The 14,599-nt window shown below is 64.5% G+C and carries 17 protein-coding genes and 1 tRNA gene; 11 read left to right on the forward strand and 7 right to left on the reverse strand.

Annotation, left to right across the window (positions count from 1 at the left end; genetic code table 11):
* Positions 1 to 13: 13 nt before the first annotated feature.
* The 3 genes from ACQPZ2_RS07440 (at position 14) to ACQPZ2_RS07450 (ending at position 2,506) form a co-directional block, all read left to right on the forward strand.
* Complete coding sequence (locus ACQPZ2_RS07440) at positions 14 to 661, forward strand: FtsB family cell division protein (RefSeq protein WP_433524868.1); 648 nt, start codon at positions 14 to 16, stop codon at positions 659 to 661.
* Positions 658 to 1,179, forward strand: coding sequence for a DUF501 domain-containing protein (locus ACQPZ2_RS07445; RefSeq protein WP_433524869.1), 522 nt, complete (start codon positions 658 to 660; stop codon positions 1,177 to 1,179). Before ACQPZ2_RS07440 ends, ACQPZ2_RS07445 begins: the two co-directional genes overlap by 4 nt.
* A 379-nt stretch (positions 1,180 to 1,558) precedes the next feature.
* Positions 1,559 to 2,506 carry an exopolyphosphatase gene (locus ACQPZ2_RS07450; protein ID WP_433524870.1) on the forward strand — a complete coding sequence of 316 codons (948 nt, stop codon included), beginning with the start codon at positions 1,559 to 1,561 and terminating at the stop codon, positions 2,504 to 2,506.
* 7 nt (positions 2,507 to 2,513) lie between these two features.
* Here ACQPZ2_RS07450 and ACQPZ2_RS07455 read toward each other — a convergent pair whose 3' ends face one another.
* Positions 2,514 to 3,326 carry a neutral zinc metallopeptidase gene (locus ACQPZ2_RS07455; RefSeq protein ID WP_433524871.1) on the reverse strand — a complete coding sequence of 271 codons (813 nt, stop codon included), beginning with the start codon at positions 3,324 to 3,326 and terminating at the stop codon, positions 2,514 to 2,516.
* A gap of 295 nt (positions 3,327 to 3,621) precedes the next feature.
* Between ACQPZ2_RS07455 and ACQPZ2_RS07460 the strand changes: the two genes are divergently transcribed.
* The 3 genes from ACQPZ2_RS07460 to ACQPZ2_RS07470 all read left to right on the forward strand — a co-directional run bounded on the left by ACQPZ2_RS07460 (position 3,622) and on the right by ACQPZ2_RS07470 (position 6,819).
* Entirely contained in the window at positions 3,622 to 5,088 is a 1,467-nt protein-coding gene (locus ACQPZ2_RS07460) for a peptide MFS transporter (protein WP_433524872.1), read from the forward strand.
* A 43-nt stretch (positions 5,089 to 5,131) separates the two neighbouring features.
* A complete protein-coding gene (locus ACQPZ2_RS07465; protein ID WP_433524873.1) occupies positions 5,132 to 6,652 on the forward strand; it encodes an amino acid permease in 1,521 nt (506 codons plus the stop codon).
* A gap of 93 nt (positions 6,653 to 6,745) precedes the next feature.
* Positions 6,746 to 6,819: transfer RNA gene (locus ACQPZ2_RS07470), tRNA-Leu, on the forward strand.
* Positions 6,820 to 6,907: 88 nt separating this feature from the next.
* Here ACQPZ2_RS07470 and ACQPZ2_RS07475 read toward each other — a convergent pair.
* From ACQPZ2_RS07475 to ACQPZ2_RS07485, 3 genes are read right to left on the reverse strand one after another with little or no spacing between them, the layout of a single operon-like run.
* Entirely contained in the window at positions 6,908 to 7,057 is a 150-nt protein-coding gene (locus ACQPZ2_RS07475) for a hypothetical protein (RefSeq protein ID WP_433524874.1), read from the reverse strand.
* Positions 7,057 to 7,278: a hypothetical protein gene (locus ACQPZ2_RS07480; protein ID WP_433524875.1), complete on the reverse strand. Its 222-nt coding sequence runs from the start codon at positions 7,276 to 7,278 to the stop codon at positions 7,057 to 7,059. The genes ACQPZ2_RS07475 and ACQPZ2_RS07480 overlap by 1 nt, the downstream gene beginning before the upstream one ends.
* On the reverse strand, positions 7,262 to 7,663 hold the full coding sequence (locus ACQPZ2_RS07485) for a hypothetical protein (protein ID WP_433524876.1): 402 nt from the start codon (positions 7,661 to 7,663) through the stop codon (positions 7,262 to 7,264). Before ACQPZ2_RS07485 ends, ACQPZ2_RS07480 begins: the two co-directional genes overlap by 17 nt.
* Before the next feature lie 127 nt (positions 7,664 to 7,790).
* Here ACQPZ2_RS07485 and ACQPZ2_RS07490 point away from each other — a divergent pair, with 127 nt between their 5' ends.
* On the forward strand, positions 7,791 to 8,306 hold the full coding sequence (locus tag ACQPZ2_RS07490; RefSeq protein WP_433524877.1) for a DUF6879 family protein: 516 nt from the start codon (positions 7,791 to 7,793) through the stop codon (positions 8,304 to 8,306).
* A gap of 133 nt (positions 8,307 to 8,439) precedes the next feature.
* Complete coding sequence (locus tag ACQPZ2_RS07495; protein WP_433524878.1) at positions 8,440 to 9,144, forward strand: DUF5753 domain-containing protein; 705 nt, start codon at positions 8,440 to 8,442, stop codon at positions 9,142 to 9,144.
* A 128-nt stretch (positions 9,145 to 9,272) separates the two neighbouring features.
* Here ACQPZ2_RS07495 and ACQPZ2_RS07500 read toward each other — a convergent pair whose 3' ends face one another.
* Both ACQPZ2_RS07500 and ACQPZ2_RS07505 read right to left on the reverse strand, forming a co-directional pair.
* Positions 9,273 to 9,842: a hypothetical protein gene (locus ACQPZ2_RS07500; protein WP_433524879.1), complete on the reverse strand. Its 570-nt coding sequence runs from the start codon at positions 9,840 to 9,842 to the stop codon at positions 9,273 to 9,275.
* A gap of 124 nt (positions 9,843 to 9,966) precedes the next feature.
* Positions 9,967 to 10,956: a hypothetical protein gene (locus ACQPZ2_RS07505; RefSeq protein WP_433524880.1), complete on the reverse strand. Its 990-nt coding sequence runs from the start codon at positions 10,954 to 10,956 to the stop codon at positions 9,967 to 9,969.
* A gap of 309 nt (positions 10,957 to 11,265) precedes the next feature.
* Between ACQPZ2_RS07505 and ACQPZ2_RS07510 the strand changes: the two genes are divergently transcribed.
* Positions 11,266 to 11,874 (forward strand): hypothetical protein, encoded by a 609-nt coding sequence (locus tag ACQPZ2_RS07510; protein ID WP_433524881.1) that lies wholly within the window; start codon positions 11,266 to 11,268, stop codon positions 11,872 to 11,874.
* Positions 11,875 to 12,095: 221 nt separating this feature from the next.
* On the opposite strand, the gene ACQPZ2_RS07515 is transcribed toward ACQPZ2_RS07510, so the two are convergent.
* Positions 12,096 to 13,094, reverse strand: coding sequence for an SDR family NAD(P)-dependent oxidoreductase (locus ACQPZ2_RS07515; RefSeq protein ID WP_433524882.1), 999 nt, complete (start codon positions 13,092 to 13,094; stop codon positions 12,096 to 12,098).
* 243 nt (positions 13,095 to 13,337) lie between these two features.
* Here ACQPZ2_RS07515 and ACQPZ2_RS07520 point away from each other — a divergent pair, with 243 nt between their 5' ends.
* Together ACQPZ2_RS07520 and ACQPZ2_RS07525 are read left to right on the forward strand one after the other, a co-directional pair.
* The gene (locus tag ACQPZ2_RS07520; protein WP_433524883.1) at positions 13,338 to 13,916 is read left to right on the forward strand and encodes a TetR/AcrR family transcriptional regulator; all 579 of its coding nucleotides are present in this window, start codon (positions 13,338 to 13,340) and stop codon (positions 13,914 to 13,916) included.
* Between the two features lie 356 nt (positions 13,917 to 14,272).
* Positions 14,273 to 14,593 (forward strand): hypothetical protein, encoded by a 321-nt coding sequence (locus ACQPZ2_RS07525; RefSeq protein WP_433524884.1) that lies wholly within the window; start codon positions 14,273 to 14,275, stop codon positions 14,591 to 14,593.
* Positions 14,594 to 14,599: the final 6 nt, after the last annotated feature.

A 14,599-nucleotide genomic window follows, 5' to 3' on the forward strand; every position in this document is an offset into this window, starting at 1 on the left:
CTAGGGGAGCGGTATGACAGAGCGACGTGCGCGTGGATCCAGTCCGGCCGGACGTGGGAACCGCCGCACGTCGCGCTCTGCCAGATCGCGCCCGGCCGCCGAATCACCGGCGGCCGCACCGAAGCGGACGACCCGGCGGCGGTCCGAATCCGCCGACAGGGCCAAGCCGCACAAGATAGGGCTGCGCTCCGGCGGGCACGAGGACAAGCACGATCGCACCATCCTCGGTCTGTCCACCGGTAAGGCAGTCATCCTGGCCATCGTCGTGTGCGCGCTCGCACTGACACTGGCCGTGCCGCTGCGCACCTATTTCACCCAGCGCGCCGAGGCCGCGCACCTGGCGCAGGAGCGCATCGAACTCGAGGCCGATCTCGCAAAGTTGCGGGATCGCCGTGCGCAGCAACAGGATCCGGCCTACGTGCGCTCCGAGGCCAGGGACCGGTTGCGGCTGGTCATGCCGGGTGAGACGCCGTATATCGTCCAGGTGCCGGGTATCGAAGCGCCCGCGCCGCCCGCCGCACCGACCCAGTCGAAGGCGCCCGAGCCCTGGTACACCGACCTGTGGCGCAGTATTTCGCAACCGCAGCAGGCCCCGACGCCCGCTGGGTCTCAGCACGCGCCGCCCGCCGCGCCGCAGCCAGCACCGGAAGGACCCAGGTGACCGCACCGAACGACCGCGATCTCGCGATCATCGCCAAACAGCTCGGACGCGAACCGCGCGGCGTACTCGCCGTCGCCTACCGTACCCCGGACGGGCTGCCCGCGGTGGTCAAGACCGCGCCGCGGCTGCCCGACGGCACTCCCTTCCCGACCCTCTATTACCTGACCGATCCCCGCCTCACCGCAGAGGCGAGCAGGCAGGAATCCGCGGGCGTCATGCGGGAGATGACCGAACGCCTCGCCACCGACCCGGAATTGGCCGCCGCCTACCGCGCTGCCCACGAGAGCTACCTGGCCGAGCGCGATGAAATCGAATCGCTCGGTACCGATTTCACCGGCGGCGGCATGCCCGAACGAGTGAAATGCCTGCACGTCCTGATCGCCCACGCCCTCGCCAAGGGGCCGGGCGTCAACCCCTTCGGCGACGAAGCAGTGGCCATGGCCGCCGACCACGGCCTCCGCGGCACCGCAATCCCCGCCGACTGGCCGAAATACGAGCCGCCGCTCGGAGGAACGTAGCGCGCAAACCACCGGCTCGAGCTCGAACGTATTTGCGATAGTTAGTGGGACGCGCCATAACTGGCGTTGGGCAACGCTGCCCGCTACCCGGGCACACAAATCGTTAAGATACCGGCTGCGTACACATATCGACGTGCTCTCGCTGTCGTAGTGTGGACCCGGTCAGCCGTGAGAGCCAAGCGGTTTGCCGGTGTACCAGCTGTGGACATTGTGAGACCGCGGACGTGAACGCGGTGAAGAACATTATCGCCGCCGGGCTGGCGGTGACAGCCTGTGGAGACCTCGCCGTTGGGCGGTCTGTGAAGCAGGAACCTCCGACCGTCAAGGTTGGAATCCCCCGGCCTCAGCCGTGGGGATGTCAAATGAGCGGAGCTGAGCAATGAGCGATCGGGTAGCGGCAGTCGACTGCGGGACGAATTCGATTCGACTATTGATCGCCGAGGTGCTCGGCGATGGGCGGTTGGCGGATGTGCACCGGGAGATGCGCATTGTGCGGCTGGGGCAGGGGGTGGATGCGACGGGGGCGCTTGCGCTGGAGGCGATCGAGCGCACCAGGGTCGCGCTCGCCGATTATGCCGCGCTGATGCGGGAGGCGGGGGTCGGTCGAGTGCGGATGGTCGCGACCTCCGCGACGCGCGATGCGGCCAACCGCGAGGACTTCTTCGCCATGGCCCGTGCCGAACTCGGCACCGTGGTGGCGGGCGCGGAGGCCGAGGTGATCACCGGCGACGAGGAGGCGCGGCTGTCCTTCACCGGCGCGGTCGGCGAATTGGCGAGCGAGGCAGGGCCTTTCGTTGTCGTCGATCTCGGCGGCGGTTCCACCGAACTCGTCGTCGGCGACAGCGATGGTGTCCGTGCCGCATTCTCCGCCGATATCGGCTGCGTCCGCATTACCGAGCGATGCCTGCCGGGCAACCCGCCGACCGCCGAACAGGTCGCCGCCGCACGGGAGTTCGCCACCGAACGACTGGATGAGGCCTTCGCCAAGGTCCCCGTCGACGGCGCGCACACCTGGGTCGGCGTCGCGGGCACCATGACCACGATCGCCGCAGTCGCCCTCGATCTGCCCGAATACGATTCGGAGCGAGTCCATCTCACCAGTCTCACCTTGGACCAGGTGCGCGAGGTCTGCGATCGCCTGATCGGCATGAATCACGACGAGCGCGCCGCCCTCGGCCCCATGCATCCCGGCCGCGTCGATGTGATCGGCGGCGGCGCCGTCATCACCGAGGTGCTCGCCTACGAACTGTCCCGCCGCGCCGACATTTCCGCCCTCATCGTCAGCGAACACGACATCCTCGACGGCATCGCCCTGTCCATCACCTGAGGCTGGGTCACTCCACCTCGTCGAGCGCGGCAGCCCAGGTATTGCACGATGCCGTCGAAGCGCCGCGGTAACCGGATTCGACCCAGCGTCGGCTGTTCACGCCGGTGCCGTGGGTCGGATCCTCCTCGGTATCGGATTGGATATCGATCAAATCCACGGCCTCGGCCGGGGTCAGCATGCCACCGGACTGAGCTGCCGCGAGCATCACACCGGCCAGGCACTGGGCCTGGAGTTCGATGCGTCGGCTGAGTTCCAGGCCGAGCGGTGACTTCTCGCCCGCAGAATCGATATCTCGATCGGCGCTGCGCAGGATGCCGGTGGAGGACTGCAGGTGGTGGCCGTATTCGTGCATCACGACGAACATCAGGTACTGCCCGAGTTGTGAACCCCAGCCCCGATGGATGGGATCGTCGGTCGGCCAGTACACATTGCCACCGCAGTAGAACGCGGGATCGGTGGACTGGACCTGCTTCGAGCAGCCGGTCGTCGCATTGTCGACCACCACGAGTTGCAGCGGCGCGAGGCCCATACCCGCGGCACGCAGGGCCGGATCCCAGGCCTTCGTCAAGCAGTCCAGCTCGGTCTGCACGAATTGCCGCTGGCCCGCCGCGCTCATCTCGATCGACGGCAGCTGACACCGCAGCGGGGGCAAACGCAGCTCGGCGTGCAGCGTATTGGCTGTCAGCGGGGGTTCCGGCAGTGCGCCGACGACGGGCTCGGCGTCCACCGCGGATACCGACGCGCACCCGCTGCCGAGCAGCGACAGCAGCGCGCCGATCACGGCGAGCAGCAGCGCCGCATGGGCGCTCGAGCGCTTCATCAGGTTCCCCCGTCCAGCCAACAAACGAGGTTTCCCCGTCCAGCGAGGCGAACTTTACCGGGAAATTCTCCGGTTTTCTCGTCGAGTGCTGTGGGTCACCGAGTGTGGTCGACGAATATTCGACGTTGCCTCGGATTCGCTGAGTAGGTGCACCGAACCGGTACTTCCAAGATGGACGTATCGGTTGGCAGATTGCTCCGGCGGTAGTTCTGGCATGTCCGGCCATATCGGCCGTGAGCAGGGAAACTTTGTTCAGGATGCCGGAAATTCCCTACCCATATGGGAGGGTCTGAGCATGTCCGACGCAGCAATGGCTGAGCAACCAGTTAGGGAGCCGACCCTGTTCGGTCACCCCATCGGGTTGGCCAATCTCTTCGGAGTCGAACTCTGGGAGCGCTTCTCGTTCTACGGAATGCTCACCATCCTCGGGTACTACCTGTACTACTCGACAACCGAGGGCGGACTCGGTCTATCGCAGAGCACCGGTGTCGGGATCGTCGGCGCGTACGGCGGGCTGGTGTATCTGTCCACGGTGCTCGGCGGGTGGATCGCCGACCGGTTGATCGGCATGGAGCGCACCGTCTTCTACGGCGGCATCGTGGTGGTGGCCGGGCATATCGCGCTGGCGATTCTGCCCGGACTGAGCGGTGTCGGAGTCGGTCTGGTGCTGGTCGCGCTCGGCAGCGGCGGACTGAAGGCCAATGCGTCCTCCCTGCTGGGTACCCTCTACCGGCCCGGTGATCCACGGTTCGACGGCGGCTTCACGCTGTTCTATCTGGGCATCAACCTCGGTGCGTTCGTCGGTCCGCTGCTCACCGGTCTGCTGCAACGGAATTGGGGCTTTCACTACGGTTTCGGTGCGGCCGCGGTCGGCATGGCGCTGGGTCTGACGCAGTACGTGGTGTTCCGGCGCAATCTCGGCACCGCGGGCAGGCATGTGCCCAACCCGTTGCCGCGCAACGCCGCCGGGCCGATCCTCGGCATCGTGGCCGGTACGGCCATCGTGATCGCGCTGGCATTGATCACCGGGCTGGTCAACCTGGACAACCTCTCGGAGGTCACCACCGGCGTCATCATCGCGGCCTCGCTCGCCTATTTCGTACTGATGCTGACCAGCGCCAAGGTGACGCCCGTCGAGCGCAGCCGGGTACGCGCCTTCATTCCGCTGTTCATCGCGAATGCGGTTTTCTGGTCGCTGTTCCAGCAGATCTTCACGGTCCTCGCGGTGTACTCCGATGAGCGGATGAAGTGGACCATCTTCGGCTGGACCGCGCCGTCGAACTGGATCGGTTCGGTCGAGCCGGTGTGGATCATCTGCCTGTCGCCGCTGTTCGCGCTGATGTGGACCAAGCTGGGCAATCGCGCGCCCAGCACACCGCGCAAATTCGCCCTCGGCGTCATCGGCATGGGATTGGCGTTCTGGTTGTTCGTGCTGTTCGCGGGGAGCAGCGGCAAATCGGTGCCCGCGCTGGCGGTACTGCTCATCATGGGCGCATTCGCGGTCTCCGAGCTGCTGCTTTCTCCGATCGGCCTCGCGGTCACCACGCAGTTGGCGCCCGAGGCGTTCCGGGCCCAGATGATGGCGCTGTACTTCTTCTCCGTTGGCATCGGAACCTCGATGTCCGGTACTTTGGCTCGGTTCTATGACGCGGACCACGAATTCGCGTACTTCGGCATCACCGGAGCAGTAGCGATCTGTGCCGGTCTGATCGTCGCCGCACTCACACCATGGGTGAGCCGACATATGGCCGGTGTGCATTAGAAAAATCAGCGGAGAACCCGTTGACGACAGCAAGGAGACAGCGTTGGCGACCCCAGGAACTCGATGGGGCGGTCTGTTCCGCACCAAATCGGTCGAGCAGTCCATCCGGGACACCGACGAACCCGATTCGAAACTGCGCAAGGATCTGACCGCCTGGGATCTCACCGTCTTCGGTGTCGCCGTGGTCGTCGGTGCGGGCATCTTCACGCTCACCGCGCGGACCGCGGGCAATGTCGCCGGACCCTCGGTTTCCCTCGCCTTCGTCTTCGCCGCCATCGCCTGCGGGTTGACCGCGCTGTGCTACGCCGAATTCGCCTCGACGGTGCCGGTTGCCGGCAGCGCGTACACGTTCTCCTACGCCACCTTCGGCGAGCTCGTCGCATGGATCATCGGCTGGGATCTGATCCTGGAGTTCGCGCTCGCGGTGTCGGTGGTCGCCAAGGGGTGGTCGCAATACCTCGGTGAGGTGATGGGGTCGCATTCGCCGATCGTGCATCTGGGGCCGATCGACTTCGACTGGGGCGCGGTACTTCTCATCTCGGTTCTGGGGGTGCTGCTGGCGGTCGGCACCAAGGTGTCGTCGCGGGTTTCGGCGGTGGCCGTCGCCATCAAGCTGAGCGTTATCGCGGTGGTGCTCGTTGTCGGCGCCACCTACTTCGACAAGTCGAACCTGACGCCCTACATCCCGCCGTCGCAGTCCGGCGCGGAAGGGGAGGGGCTGCACCAGTCGCTGTTCTCCTACTTCACCGGCGCCGGACACAGCACCTTCGGCTGGTACGGTCTGCTCGCCGCGGCCAGTCTGGTGTTCTTCGCGTTCATCGGTTTCGATGTCGTCGCGACCACGGCGGAGGAGACGAAAGATCCGCAGCGCTCGGTGCCGCGCGGCATTCTCGGCTCGCTGGTGATCGTCACGATTCTCTATGTCGCGGTATCGCTGATCCTCACCGGAATGGTGCCCTACACCGCGCTGTCCGGTGACCGGGCAACGCTGGCAACGGCTTTCGCGCAGCACGGCGCCACCTGGACCAAGAACATCATCTCCATCGGCGCCCTCGCCGGACTCACCACGGTGGTCATGGTGATGTTCCTCGGACAGACCCGTGTGCTGTTCGCCATGTCGCGCGACGGACTGATGCCGCGTCAGCTCGCACACACGGGCAAGAACGGCACTCCGGTTCGGCTGACCATCGTGGTCGGCGTCGTCTGCGCCGTGCTCGCCGGTTTCGTTGACTTCGGCACCCTCGAGGAGATGGTGAATATCGGCACTCTCTTCGCCTTCGTCCTGGTCGCCATCGGCGTCCTCATCCTGCGCCGCACCCGTCCTGACCTCCCGCGCGGCTTCCGCGTGCCCTTGGTCCCGCTCATCCCGATCCTCGCCGTACTCGCGTGCCTCTGGCTGATGCTCAACCTCTCGGTCGAAACGTGGCTGCGCTTCCTCGTCTGGATGGCCGTCGGCCTGATCGTCTACTTCGCCTACGGTCGCCGCCACTCCGTCCTGGCCGACGCGCCGGATGCGAATTCCTCCGACGGCACCGCATCGGTAGCCGCCCACGACGGCACCTGACCGCACAATGGTTACTCCGGCCACCACCGGAGATGCACTAGCCTGCAGAACAGAATTCCGGTACGGCAGTACGAGTCGGTACGCTGACCGGGCGCCCCTATAGCCCAATTGGCAGAGGCAGCAGACTTAAAATCTGCAAAGTGTCGGTTCGAGTCCGACTGGGGGCACCGCAAAAGCGCTGGTAGGTCGCTTTCGGGGGTGGGCTGACAGGTCAGTGCCGCCTGCTACCCCGGCACCACCCCGGCGCGTAAGCGGCTACGGCATTTCGTCTTCGTCCTCGATGCGCTGGCGGATCGCCTCTACCGTGCGGTCTGGCGATATGCGGTCGGGCCAGAAGATCGCGCCGACGAACACCGCCAGCGGCAGGCCGACGGCGACAACCAAACCGAGAGTGTCGGTGCTCATCAGTTCGCCCAACCTCGCAGGCACCACAACGGCTCCGGCGGAACATGGGTCTCGTCCTCGAGCGGTTCGACCTCGAACGTGTAATCCGGATTCCAGTTCTTCAATGCCGTGAGGAATCTCGCTATTACGTCCGGACTGGCGGTGTACATGACCGTCGGCGGTCGTGCCTTGCCGAAGTCGACTTTCACCACCCGTTGCGGCAGCTCATTGCCCCGGTCCATCGCGCGCCCCGTCCGTCGTCGTGGAATGCACCCGTCGCCGGGGATGCCGATACACGGGTATCAACCCGACGACGGGGCCTGAACGAACGCTATTTACGCGCAGCGAGGTCGAACCAGGATATTGCGCAATATTGCGCCGAATTGAGCTGCGGCGCGGCGGCAGCGGATTGATGATGAATAGGTCCCCCACGTCAGAGGAGAAACCATGGAACTGGAACGGCTCGGCGGCGACAGCACAGATGGACAGTCCCCCACCCTTTTTCGCAGTGATCGCGGAACCTATGTAGCGCAGGGCTGGCGTATCGACAGACCCGATACCATCGAGAATCCGCACCGACTCATCCGGCATCTCGTGCCGGGTACCTGCTTCGGTGCGCTGCTGCACGACGCAGGGCACGGCACCTTCATGCTCACGGGCGTACCCGTAACCGATGCCCGAGCGCTGGAGCAGATTCGGCCACCCGGCCACGAGATCGCGGTGGAGGTGGCTATCGGGACGGAGCGGAGGCGCGATGCTGCACCTAGCGTTTGATGATCTGGCGGATGCATTCCGCACCCACCGACGGGCGTTCCATCTGGAAGTCCGCGACGACTACAGCGGCGTAGCTGGGGAAGCGGACCGGGTTCAACGATTTCTGAACGGGGAACCACAGGATCCGGCGGCGAGCGCGCGTTGGCACGCGCTCATGCGGGAAGTTACCGAGATCGGTTGCGCAGTGCAGAGGGTGCGGGTAATCACCGAGCCGCACGGCGACTACACCCGGTTCTCTGTGGGAACCACCGAAGCCAATCTCCAAGCGGGCGAGGATATTCGGTGGGTGCCCCGGCAGGATGCACCGCCCGACCTTCCCGATGATGACTGGTGGCTGTTCGACGATGACCTTGCCGCCTACACGGTGTTCGAGCGCGACGGTTCTGCCCTGCCGGGCTGGGTTGCGATATGCGACCCCGTGGTTGTTACCCATTACGCACGAATTCGAGATCAGTTGTGGGCCAAGGCTATCCCGCATCACGAGTATGCGAAGTGACCAACGCAGGTGAAGCGCGTCGCGATCTGGGAGCCCGTCTGCGAGGGTTGAGGGTTGCGGCGCGCCTGCGCGGGTACCAGCTTGCCCAGCAAGCGGCTGGCACCCGGCCAAGGTGTCGCGCATTGAGAATGGAGTGCAGGCGCTCAGTGAGGACGACTTGGCCGCCTGGTGCCGAATCACCGGGGCCGATGATGAATACCCGGATCTGCTTGCCACGCTCCGCAATATCTCCGCCGCGTGGATGGAATGGCGACGCATCGTCGGGCACGGGTACGGCAACCACCAACGGCAAATCAGCGGAATGGAAGACCGCAGCGAGCTACTGCGCGGATACGACCCACAGGTGTTCCATGGGCTGCTGCAGACACCGCGCTATGCGCGGGCGCTGATGGCCGCTGGCATGGAGTTCTTGAACACAATCCGCGACCTCGACGAGGCTGTTGCCGCCCGTGTGGAAAGGCAACGGGTACTGCGGGAGGGGCGGCATCGGTTCTACTTCCTGGTGGGCGAGCAGGCACTCAGGACGTCGGTGGGGGACGACGAGGTGATGGCTGATCAGATCCGGCATGTTTTGGACCTAATGTCGCTGCCGCGCTTAGTGTTTGGAATTGTCCCGGCTAAGAGTGCGTTCTTCCGCCGCACTACGGATTTCGTTCTGTACGACCGCCGCAAGGTGCTGGTGGAGACCATCACCGCCGAATCCGCCGTAACGCAACCCCGCGAAATTGCCTTGTATGAAAAGGTGTTCAACCGACTTGCCGAGCAAGCGGTCCACGGGGACGTTGCCCGCGCGCTGCTCGCATCGGCGTTGGAGCGGCGCGGGGGGTCTGGCGACTGACCCGACGAGCGCCAGTCCGCCGGGTGGTTGGCGGCGATGCTCGAGCAGATCGATACGGAGATGAGCGCGTAGTGGTGTCGGTGGCTATAGCGTCCGGCGGGTCCGTGAATTTCGGTGTCGCGCCAGTTCTAACGCTGAGGGCGCGATAGCGTGCTCGGGTGGCGACCCGAGTAAATATGTCCCTCAACATCGGCGCAGGCGCGCCGATTGAGGTCATCCGGCAGGTTATCGACAATATCGACACCGTATGTCAGTTCGGTGGCGAGTTGGAATATCAGGCGCTCATAGCTCGCGCGCAAACCGAAGTCTTGCGATCGCCGGAAAGTTGGCTCTCCGAAGGCTGGGTTAGGCGCATGGCGCGCGAGGATTACGGAAAATCGCCCAATGTGCCCCGGGGTGAATTTACTCCTTTGTTCTCCTTCGCGTGGGCGGTGTAAGCGGCCACGCCGCGCTACTTGGACGAATACGAACTTGAAAGCGAAATTGTCACCAGCGTTGAAAGCATTCGGTATAGTAATCCGCTCGAAGTAGTTATGCCGGTAGGGGGTGTCGTATTTATTCTTCTCCGGATAGTTCGATAATGGCCGGATAGGCGCAGGCTGAACCGTGCGCTCGCCGACGACGTTGAAAACAGCGTGCTGGCAAGGAAAGAGCTTCGCGCAGAAATCCTCCGTCGAGTCAGCGATCAGCAGGTCCAACTGACTGCTAGCCAGATTGATGCACTTCTCACGCCCGATGTTGCCAAAGCACTTACCGCGTTGGCGGACATGCGACTGGACCTCCGCAATCTGTCTCGGGGGGACGACAATAGCGATTAGTCACTTATACCGCCGACCTCCGACCAAACAGCGGCACCACGTTCCCCGGAAGCGACTCCGGCGCAGGGGAATCAGTGACGTTCTGTGCGGCGGGGAGAGCGCTCGGCGGCTCGGGCAGGTTGTTGCCTGCGCCGCCTTCTTCTTCGGGGATCCAGTCGCCGTAGGTATTCAGCGTCAGCGTGAAAGTGCTGTGTCCCAACCACTTTGACACCTGCATGTAGTGTGTACCCGCCATCAGCTGCATCACAGCGAAAGTGTGTCTCAAGTCGTGTAGCCGGACGCCGCGCGTCGCGGGAACGGCCGGGGCGGTGTTGGTAGCGGGTACCTCGGGAGCGCTGACCGGCAGACCCACGGCAACGAGCGCGGGCTTGAGAATGGTGTCGTAGAACGAGTAGAACGAGCCCATTGCCATCGGCGGCGACCAGTCCAGCGGAACCGAGTAGCGCTGCCCCTTGGCGCGGTAGCCGCCCCCGTTCTCACGACTGGGCCACAGGGGTGCAGTTGGTTCCGCGGACCGGAGATGCCGGAGAGTAGGGTCGGATCCGGGGCCGCCGTGCAAGTAGGCGTACATCCGTGCGGCCAGCCACGCAGGCAACGGCACACCTCGCTTGCTGCGCTTGGACTTCGGCGTACTGGATACCCGCCGTTTGCCTTTACGCGTATTGGTTCGGCGGATGTGCGCCGTGCAGCGGATTACCGCAGAACCGTTTGCGCCGTTGGTTTTTGGGCGTGCTGGGATAACGTGGAATTCCAGGTCTTGCACTTCGAGCCCGGTGTTCTCGCCGGCGCGCAGCACGGTATAGGCCAGGAAGTCCACCAGCCCGTAGATGGGATAAGCGGGCAAGCGATCCGGTGTAGGTGAATCGGCTGCGCGTGGTGTGGTGACTTGCTCGCCCGCCACGGCTGCGCTCAATTGTGCGACCTGAGTAGGCGTGAGCGGGTGGTGCTCGAACTGTTCATGGTCACCGGTGGCGCGGTTGGTGTCGAAGTCCAACCGGATCGGTCGGATTGGACGCTATGGCGTCGTGCCGCACGGCGCACTCGAGCACCCGGCGGAACGTGCCCCGCCCGCGCGCTGATCGCAGAGGAGTTGGCGCGGCGCTGGGGCGTAGGTGCTGCGGCGACCTGCCGCGCCGTAACCGTATGAACAGGGACGGCCAGCGAATTCCGCATCGAGATAGCGGTTGCTGTGTAAGGTTTTTCGTGTCTTGTGAACGCGCGGGACAGCTTCTGCGGCGCGGGCTGCGGTTCGCCTGGGCCAGATTCCGACACACATCCGGCAACAGGCAATAGGCGGCAGCAGATGGCACAGAACGAACCCGCACCGACGCCCGCTAACAGCGGCAGCAGGTACGGCTCGACCCACTTCTGGACCGTGGTCGGCAGCACGGCGGGTGTGGTGGGTGTCGGGGTGGCGCTCGTCTTCGGTATCACGCAGTGCTCGGGATCGAACTCCGCTACCCAGACCAGAGTCCCACCGGTACCGACGCTTCCTGCGCTCTCATCGACTGCGGCACCGACGATCACCACCGATCCACCACTCGCGCAAGGGCACAGCAAGCTCGTCAATGTAGAAGGGATCGACTTGGACAACGGACAGGTGCGCGATCAGAACGTGCCCGGTGTGGACATGAGCCCCTCCAAGACTGCGAACTCTCTCAACGCAATGACCGACGGCCACTCTCGATTCGCGGTCCCGCAGGACGAGACCCGCACCGGACCCGACCGCTGCACCGCGATTCCGCTGGTCAGGTGGACGCAGACGCTGGACGACCTCTATCACCTGACGACCGGCAGTCATCTTTGCGTGCAGACCGACCAGGGCAACCTTGCCGACCTTACACTCACCCATATCCCTTCCGCCGCAGAGCAATACCTCGAGTTCGACTTTGTCACCCGGCGCATCGGGTAGGCGGCGGAACCGACGGGCTCGACCCATTGAGCACGACGATGTAACCGCCGGGGTAGGAATGGGCTGGTCGGACAAGTCGATCCAGCTGTCGCGCCACGATCACCGCCACGGTGCGCGAGTTGACCGACGCTTGGTGGGGGGAGGCCACGAGCATCTGGATCGATATACCTGAGCACTCGAACGCGTTGGCTTTGCACGTTTTAGTGATGTCGCCAGCAGCACTACTGGACCGACCAGCCGCCGTCGGAGGCGAGGATCTGGCCGTTGATGTTCTCGCTGTCGTCGCTGAGCAGCCAGGTGATCGAGGAGGCGAGTGTCTCCGCGGTGGTGACCGGAGGTATCAGCGCGTTGAAGGCGGCGAGTCGCTGCTGTGCGAAGGCCGACTCGAACCCGCCGGAGATACCGGTCGCGGTGGGGCCGGGGGCGACGGCGTTGACGCGGATGCCGTTGGGCCCGTAGAGGAATGCGGCACTCTTGGTGATGCCCACGACGGCGTGCTTGGAGGCGGTGTAGGCGGTTCCGGCGGCATTGCCGCGCAACGAAGCTTCGGATGCCACATTGACGACCGAGCCCCGACCGGCGGCCAGGAATTTCGGGATAACGGCGCGGCAGAGCTTGAACGTGCCGGTGACATTCACGGCGAAGACGCGCTCCCACACGTCATTGTCGATTTCGTGCAGCGGCCGCATGCCATCCATGACACCGGCGATATTGGCCAGTCCGTCGATCGCGTCACCGGCGGAGTCCATGATGCGTTCGATGCCGTCGTCGCTGGTGATGTCAGTGCCGACGGGCACGACGGTGTCGGCCGGTGATGCTGTCACGAGGGATTCGAGATGGTCCGCGGCGATATCGACGGCGATTACTCGGCCGCCTTCGGTGATGATCCGCTCGGCCGTCGCCTTGCCGATGCCGGAGGCCGCGCCGGTGACGATGATCGTGCGGCCCGCGAACCGGGCGGCTGTGGCGGGCTGTTCGGCCTCGGCGGGCATGACGCCGCCGTTGGCCTTGGCGACGAGGCCATCGATGTAGTCCTGGCTCAATCGCCCCTGGCTCATGGTGACGAGTGCGTTCAGCGGAAGGTTGCGGACCTTCTCGAGGGCGCTCTCGTTCTGGCCGATGGTCGTGAGCAGTTCCGCGACGATCGCGTTTCCCACCGGATCGCCGATCCAGCGCCCGATCGTGTCTTTGCCGGTCAAAGGCTTGTCGTTGGCGGACATGTGACTCCTCGTTCTCCGATTCCAGGTCTGCGCGCTGTGTGCGCGGTGCGGCCGTAGCAGTCGCGACGGAAGGCAGGTGGAGGCGCCTTCGGACAAGGGTTGTGCGCTGCTTGTGTCGACCGTTCAGCAATTATGTTACCGCAGTCTCATAATAGAGGTGGGCGTGCATCCCGGACACGAGGCCGACGGTCGAATCGATCAGCGGAACATGCGGCTCATGGAACAATCGGCATGGTGGTTTCGATGACAGAGGGAGCGGCACGGGCGGGTCGTCCGGTGAATCTGCGGCTTCGATCGGCGGTTCTGGCCGCCACCGCTGAACTACTCGTCGAACACGGCTACGACTCGGTCACGATGGAGGCCATCGCCGCGCGGGCGGGCGCGGCCAAGCAGACGCTGTACCGGGTGTGGGGCTCCAAGGCCGAAGTCGTGGCCGACGCGGTCTTGCGGGGCGCCTTCGTGATGACCGCCAGTCCGGTGCCGAATACGGGTGATCTGCGCCGGGATCTCGCCGCGTGGCTCGACGGTATCGCAGACTACCTGCGGCAGCCCGGCGTCGGCTCGGTCGTTCGCGCGCTGGCCACAGCATCGACCGCCGCCCCGCACCAAAGCGACGCATTCGATCGCATCCTTACCGAGCCGGTGAATAAGCTGATCATCGAACGTCTGCACGCCGCGCAGAGCGCTGGTGATCTGGCTGTGCGCGTATCGACGGGGACGATCGTCGATCTCATCGTGGGCTACCTCACCCTTGCCTCGATCGGACGAGCGCCCCTCGATGAAAAACGCATTCGCGAACTCGTTGCGGTGCTCATACCCTGAATTCACGGCGAACCCGACAATGCATTCGCCGTCGGATACGGCGGGAGGAACGCTTTGCTCACAAATGCGGCAAATCGGTCTGGGTATCGGATGGTAACGGCGAATCGCCGCATTACGCAGGGCGAGTTGCCTGATGATTGCTAGACCACATGGATGTGTTCGGTTGAAAGAATCCGTATCCGGGAATTAGGCCGAGTCGGATGCAATCGGTTGACGTGTCCGTTGCGAATCCCTGAGGACAGTTGATTTCGAGTAGAGGTGTCCGGTATGTCCACAGTCGGTATATCGGTGGTTCGGGGGGTTGTTCCGGCGGCGGGGCCGCCGTGGATTGTTTTGCATTCGGTACGGCGACCGCTGTGCGGGGCGCTGTGATCACCGGTGCCCCGGACGGTGTCGCCGACGAGTCGGGTAACGATGCCGGAGGCGGCGACGATGCCATCGAGTACCGGACGGTATCCGAGCGGCGGGCGATCGTATCGCCGTCGGCGGTGGTGAAGAGGGCATCATTGTCCCAGGTCGCGGATCGTTTGGCGCTGGCTGCGCTGGCCAGGGAGGAACGCGGACTCGACATAATCGAGACTGCGCGCGTGTTGGAGATCGTGTACGGCCAGACCTTGTTCGTGCTCGTCGGTCCGGCGCGCGACACCGTATCGGCAGCCGGTGCTCGCGCTTATTGAGTTCCT

This window comes from Nocardia pseudovaccinii (assembly GCF_050942345.1).
Classification (GTDB): domain Bacteria; phylum Actinomycetota; class Actinomycetes; order Mycobacteriales; family Mycobacteriaceae; genus Nocardia; species Nocardia pseudovaccinii.

What these genes read in the sequence shown, in the direction of transcription:
- ACQPZ2_RS07440 (WP_433524868.1), top strand. Translation starts at nt 14, where the DNA reads ATGACAGAGCGACGTGCGCGTGGATCCAGTCCGGCCGGACGTGGGAAC.
- ACQPZ2_RS07450 (WP_433524870.1), top strand. Translation starts at nt 1,559, where the DNA reads ATGAGCGATCGGGTAGCGGCAGTCGACTGCGGGACGAATTCGATTCGA.
- ACQPZ2_RS07455 (WP_433524871.1), bottom strand. Translation starts at nt 3,326, where the DNA reads ATGAAGCGCTCGAGCGCCCATGCGGCGCTGCTGCTCGCCGTGATCGGC.
- ACQPZ2_RS07460 (WP_433524872.1), top strand. Translation starts at nt 3,622, where the DNA reads ATGTCCGACGCAGCAATGGCTGAGCAACCAGTTAGGGAGCCGACCCTG.
- ACQPZ2_RS07475 (WP_433524874.1), bottom strand. Translation starts at nt 7,057, where the DNA reads ATGAGCACCGACACTCTCGGTTTGGTTGTCGCCGTCGGCCTGCCGCTG.
- ACQPZ2_RS07480 (WP_433524875.1), bottom strand. Translation starts at nt 7,278, where the DNA reads ATGGACCGGGGCAATGAGCTGCCGCAACGGGTGGTGAAAGTCGACTTC.
- ACQPZ2_RS07490 (WP_433524877.1), top strand. Translation starts at nt 7,791, where the DNA reads ATGCTGCACCTAGCGTTTGATGATCTGGCGGATGCATTCCGCACCCAC.
- ACQPZ2_RS07510 (WP_433524881.1), top strand. Translation starts at nt 11,266, where the DNA reads ATGGCACAGAACGAACCCGCACCGACGCCCGCTAACAGCGGCAGCAGG.
- ACQPZ2_RS07515 (WP_433524882.1), bottom strand. Translation starts at nt 13,094, where the DNA reads ATGTCCGCCAACGACAAGCCTTTGACCGGCAAAGACACGATCGGGCGC.
- ACQPZ2_RS07520 (WP_433524883.1), top strand. Translation starts at nt 13,338, where the DNA reads ATGACAGAGGGAGCGGCACGGGCGGGTCGTCCGGTGAATCTGCGGCTT.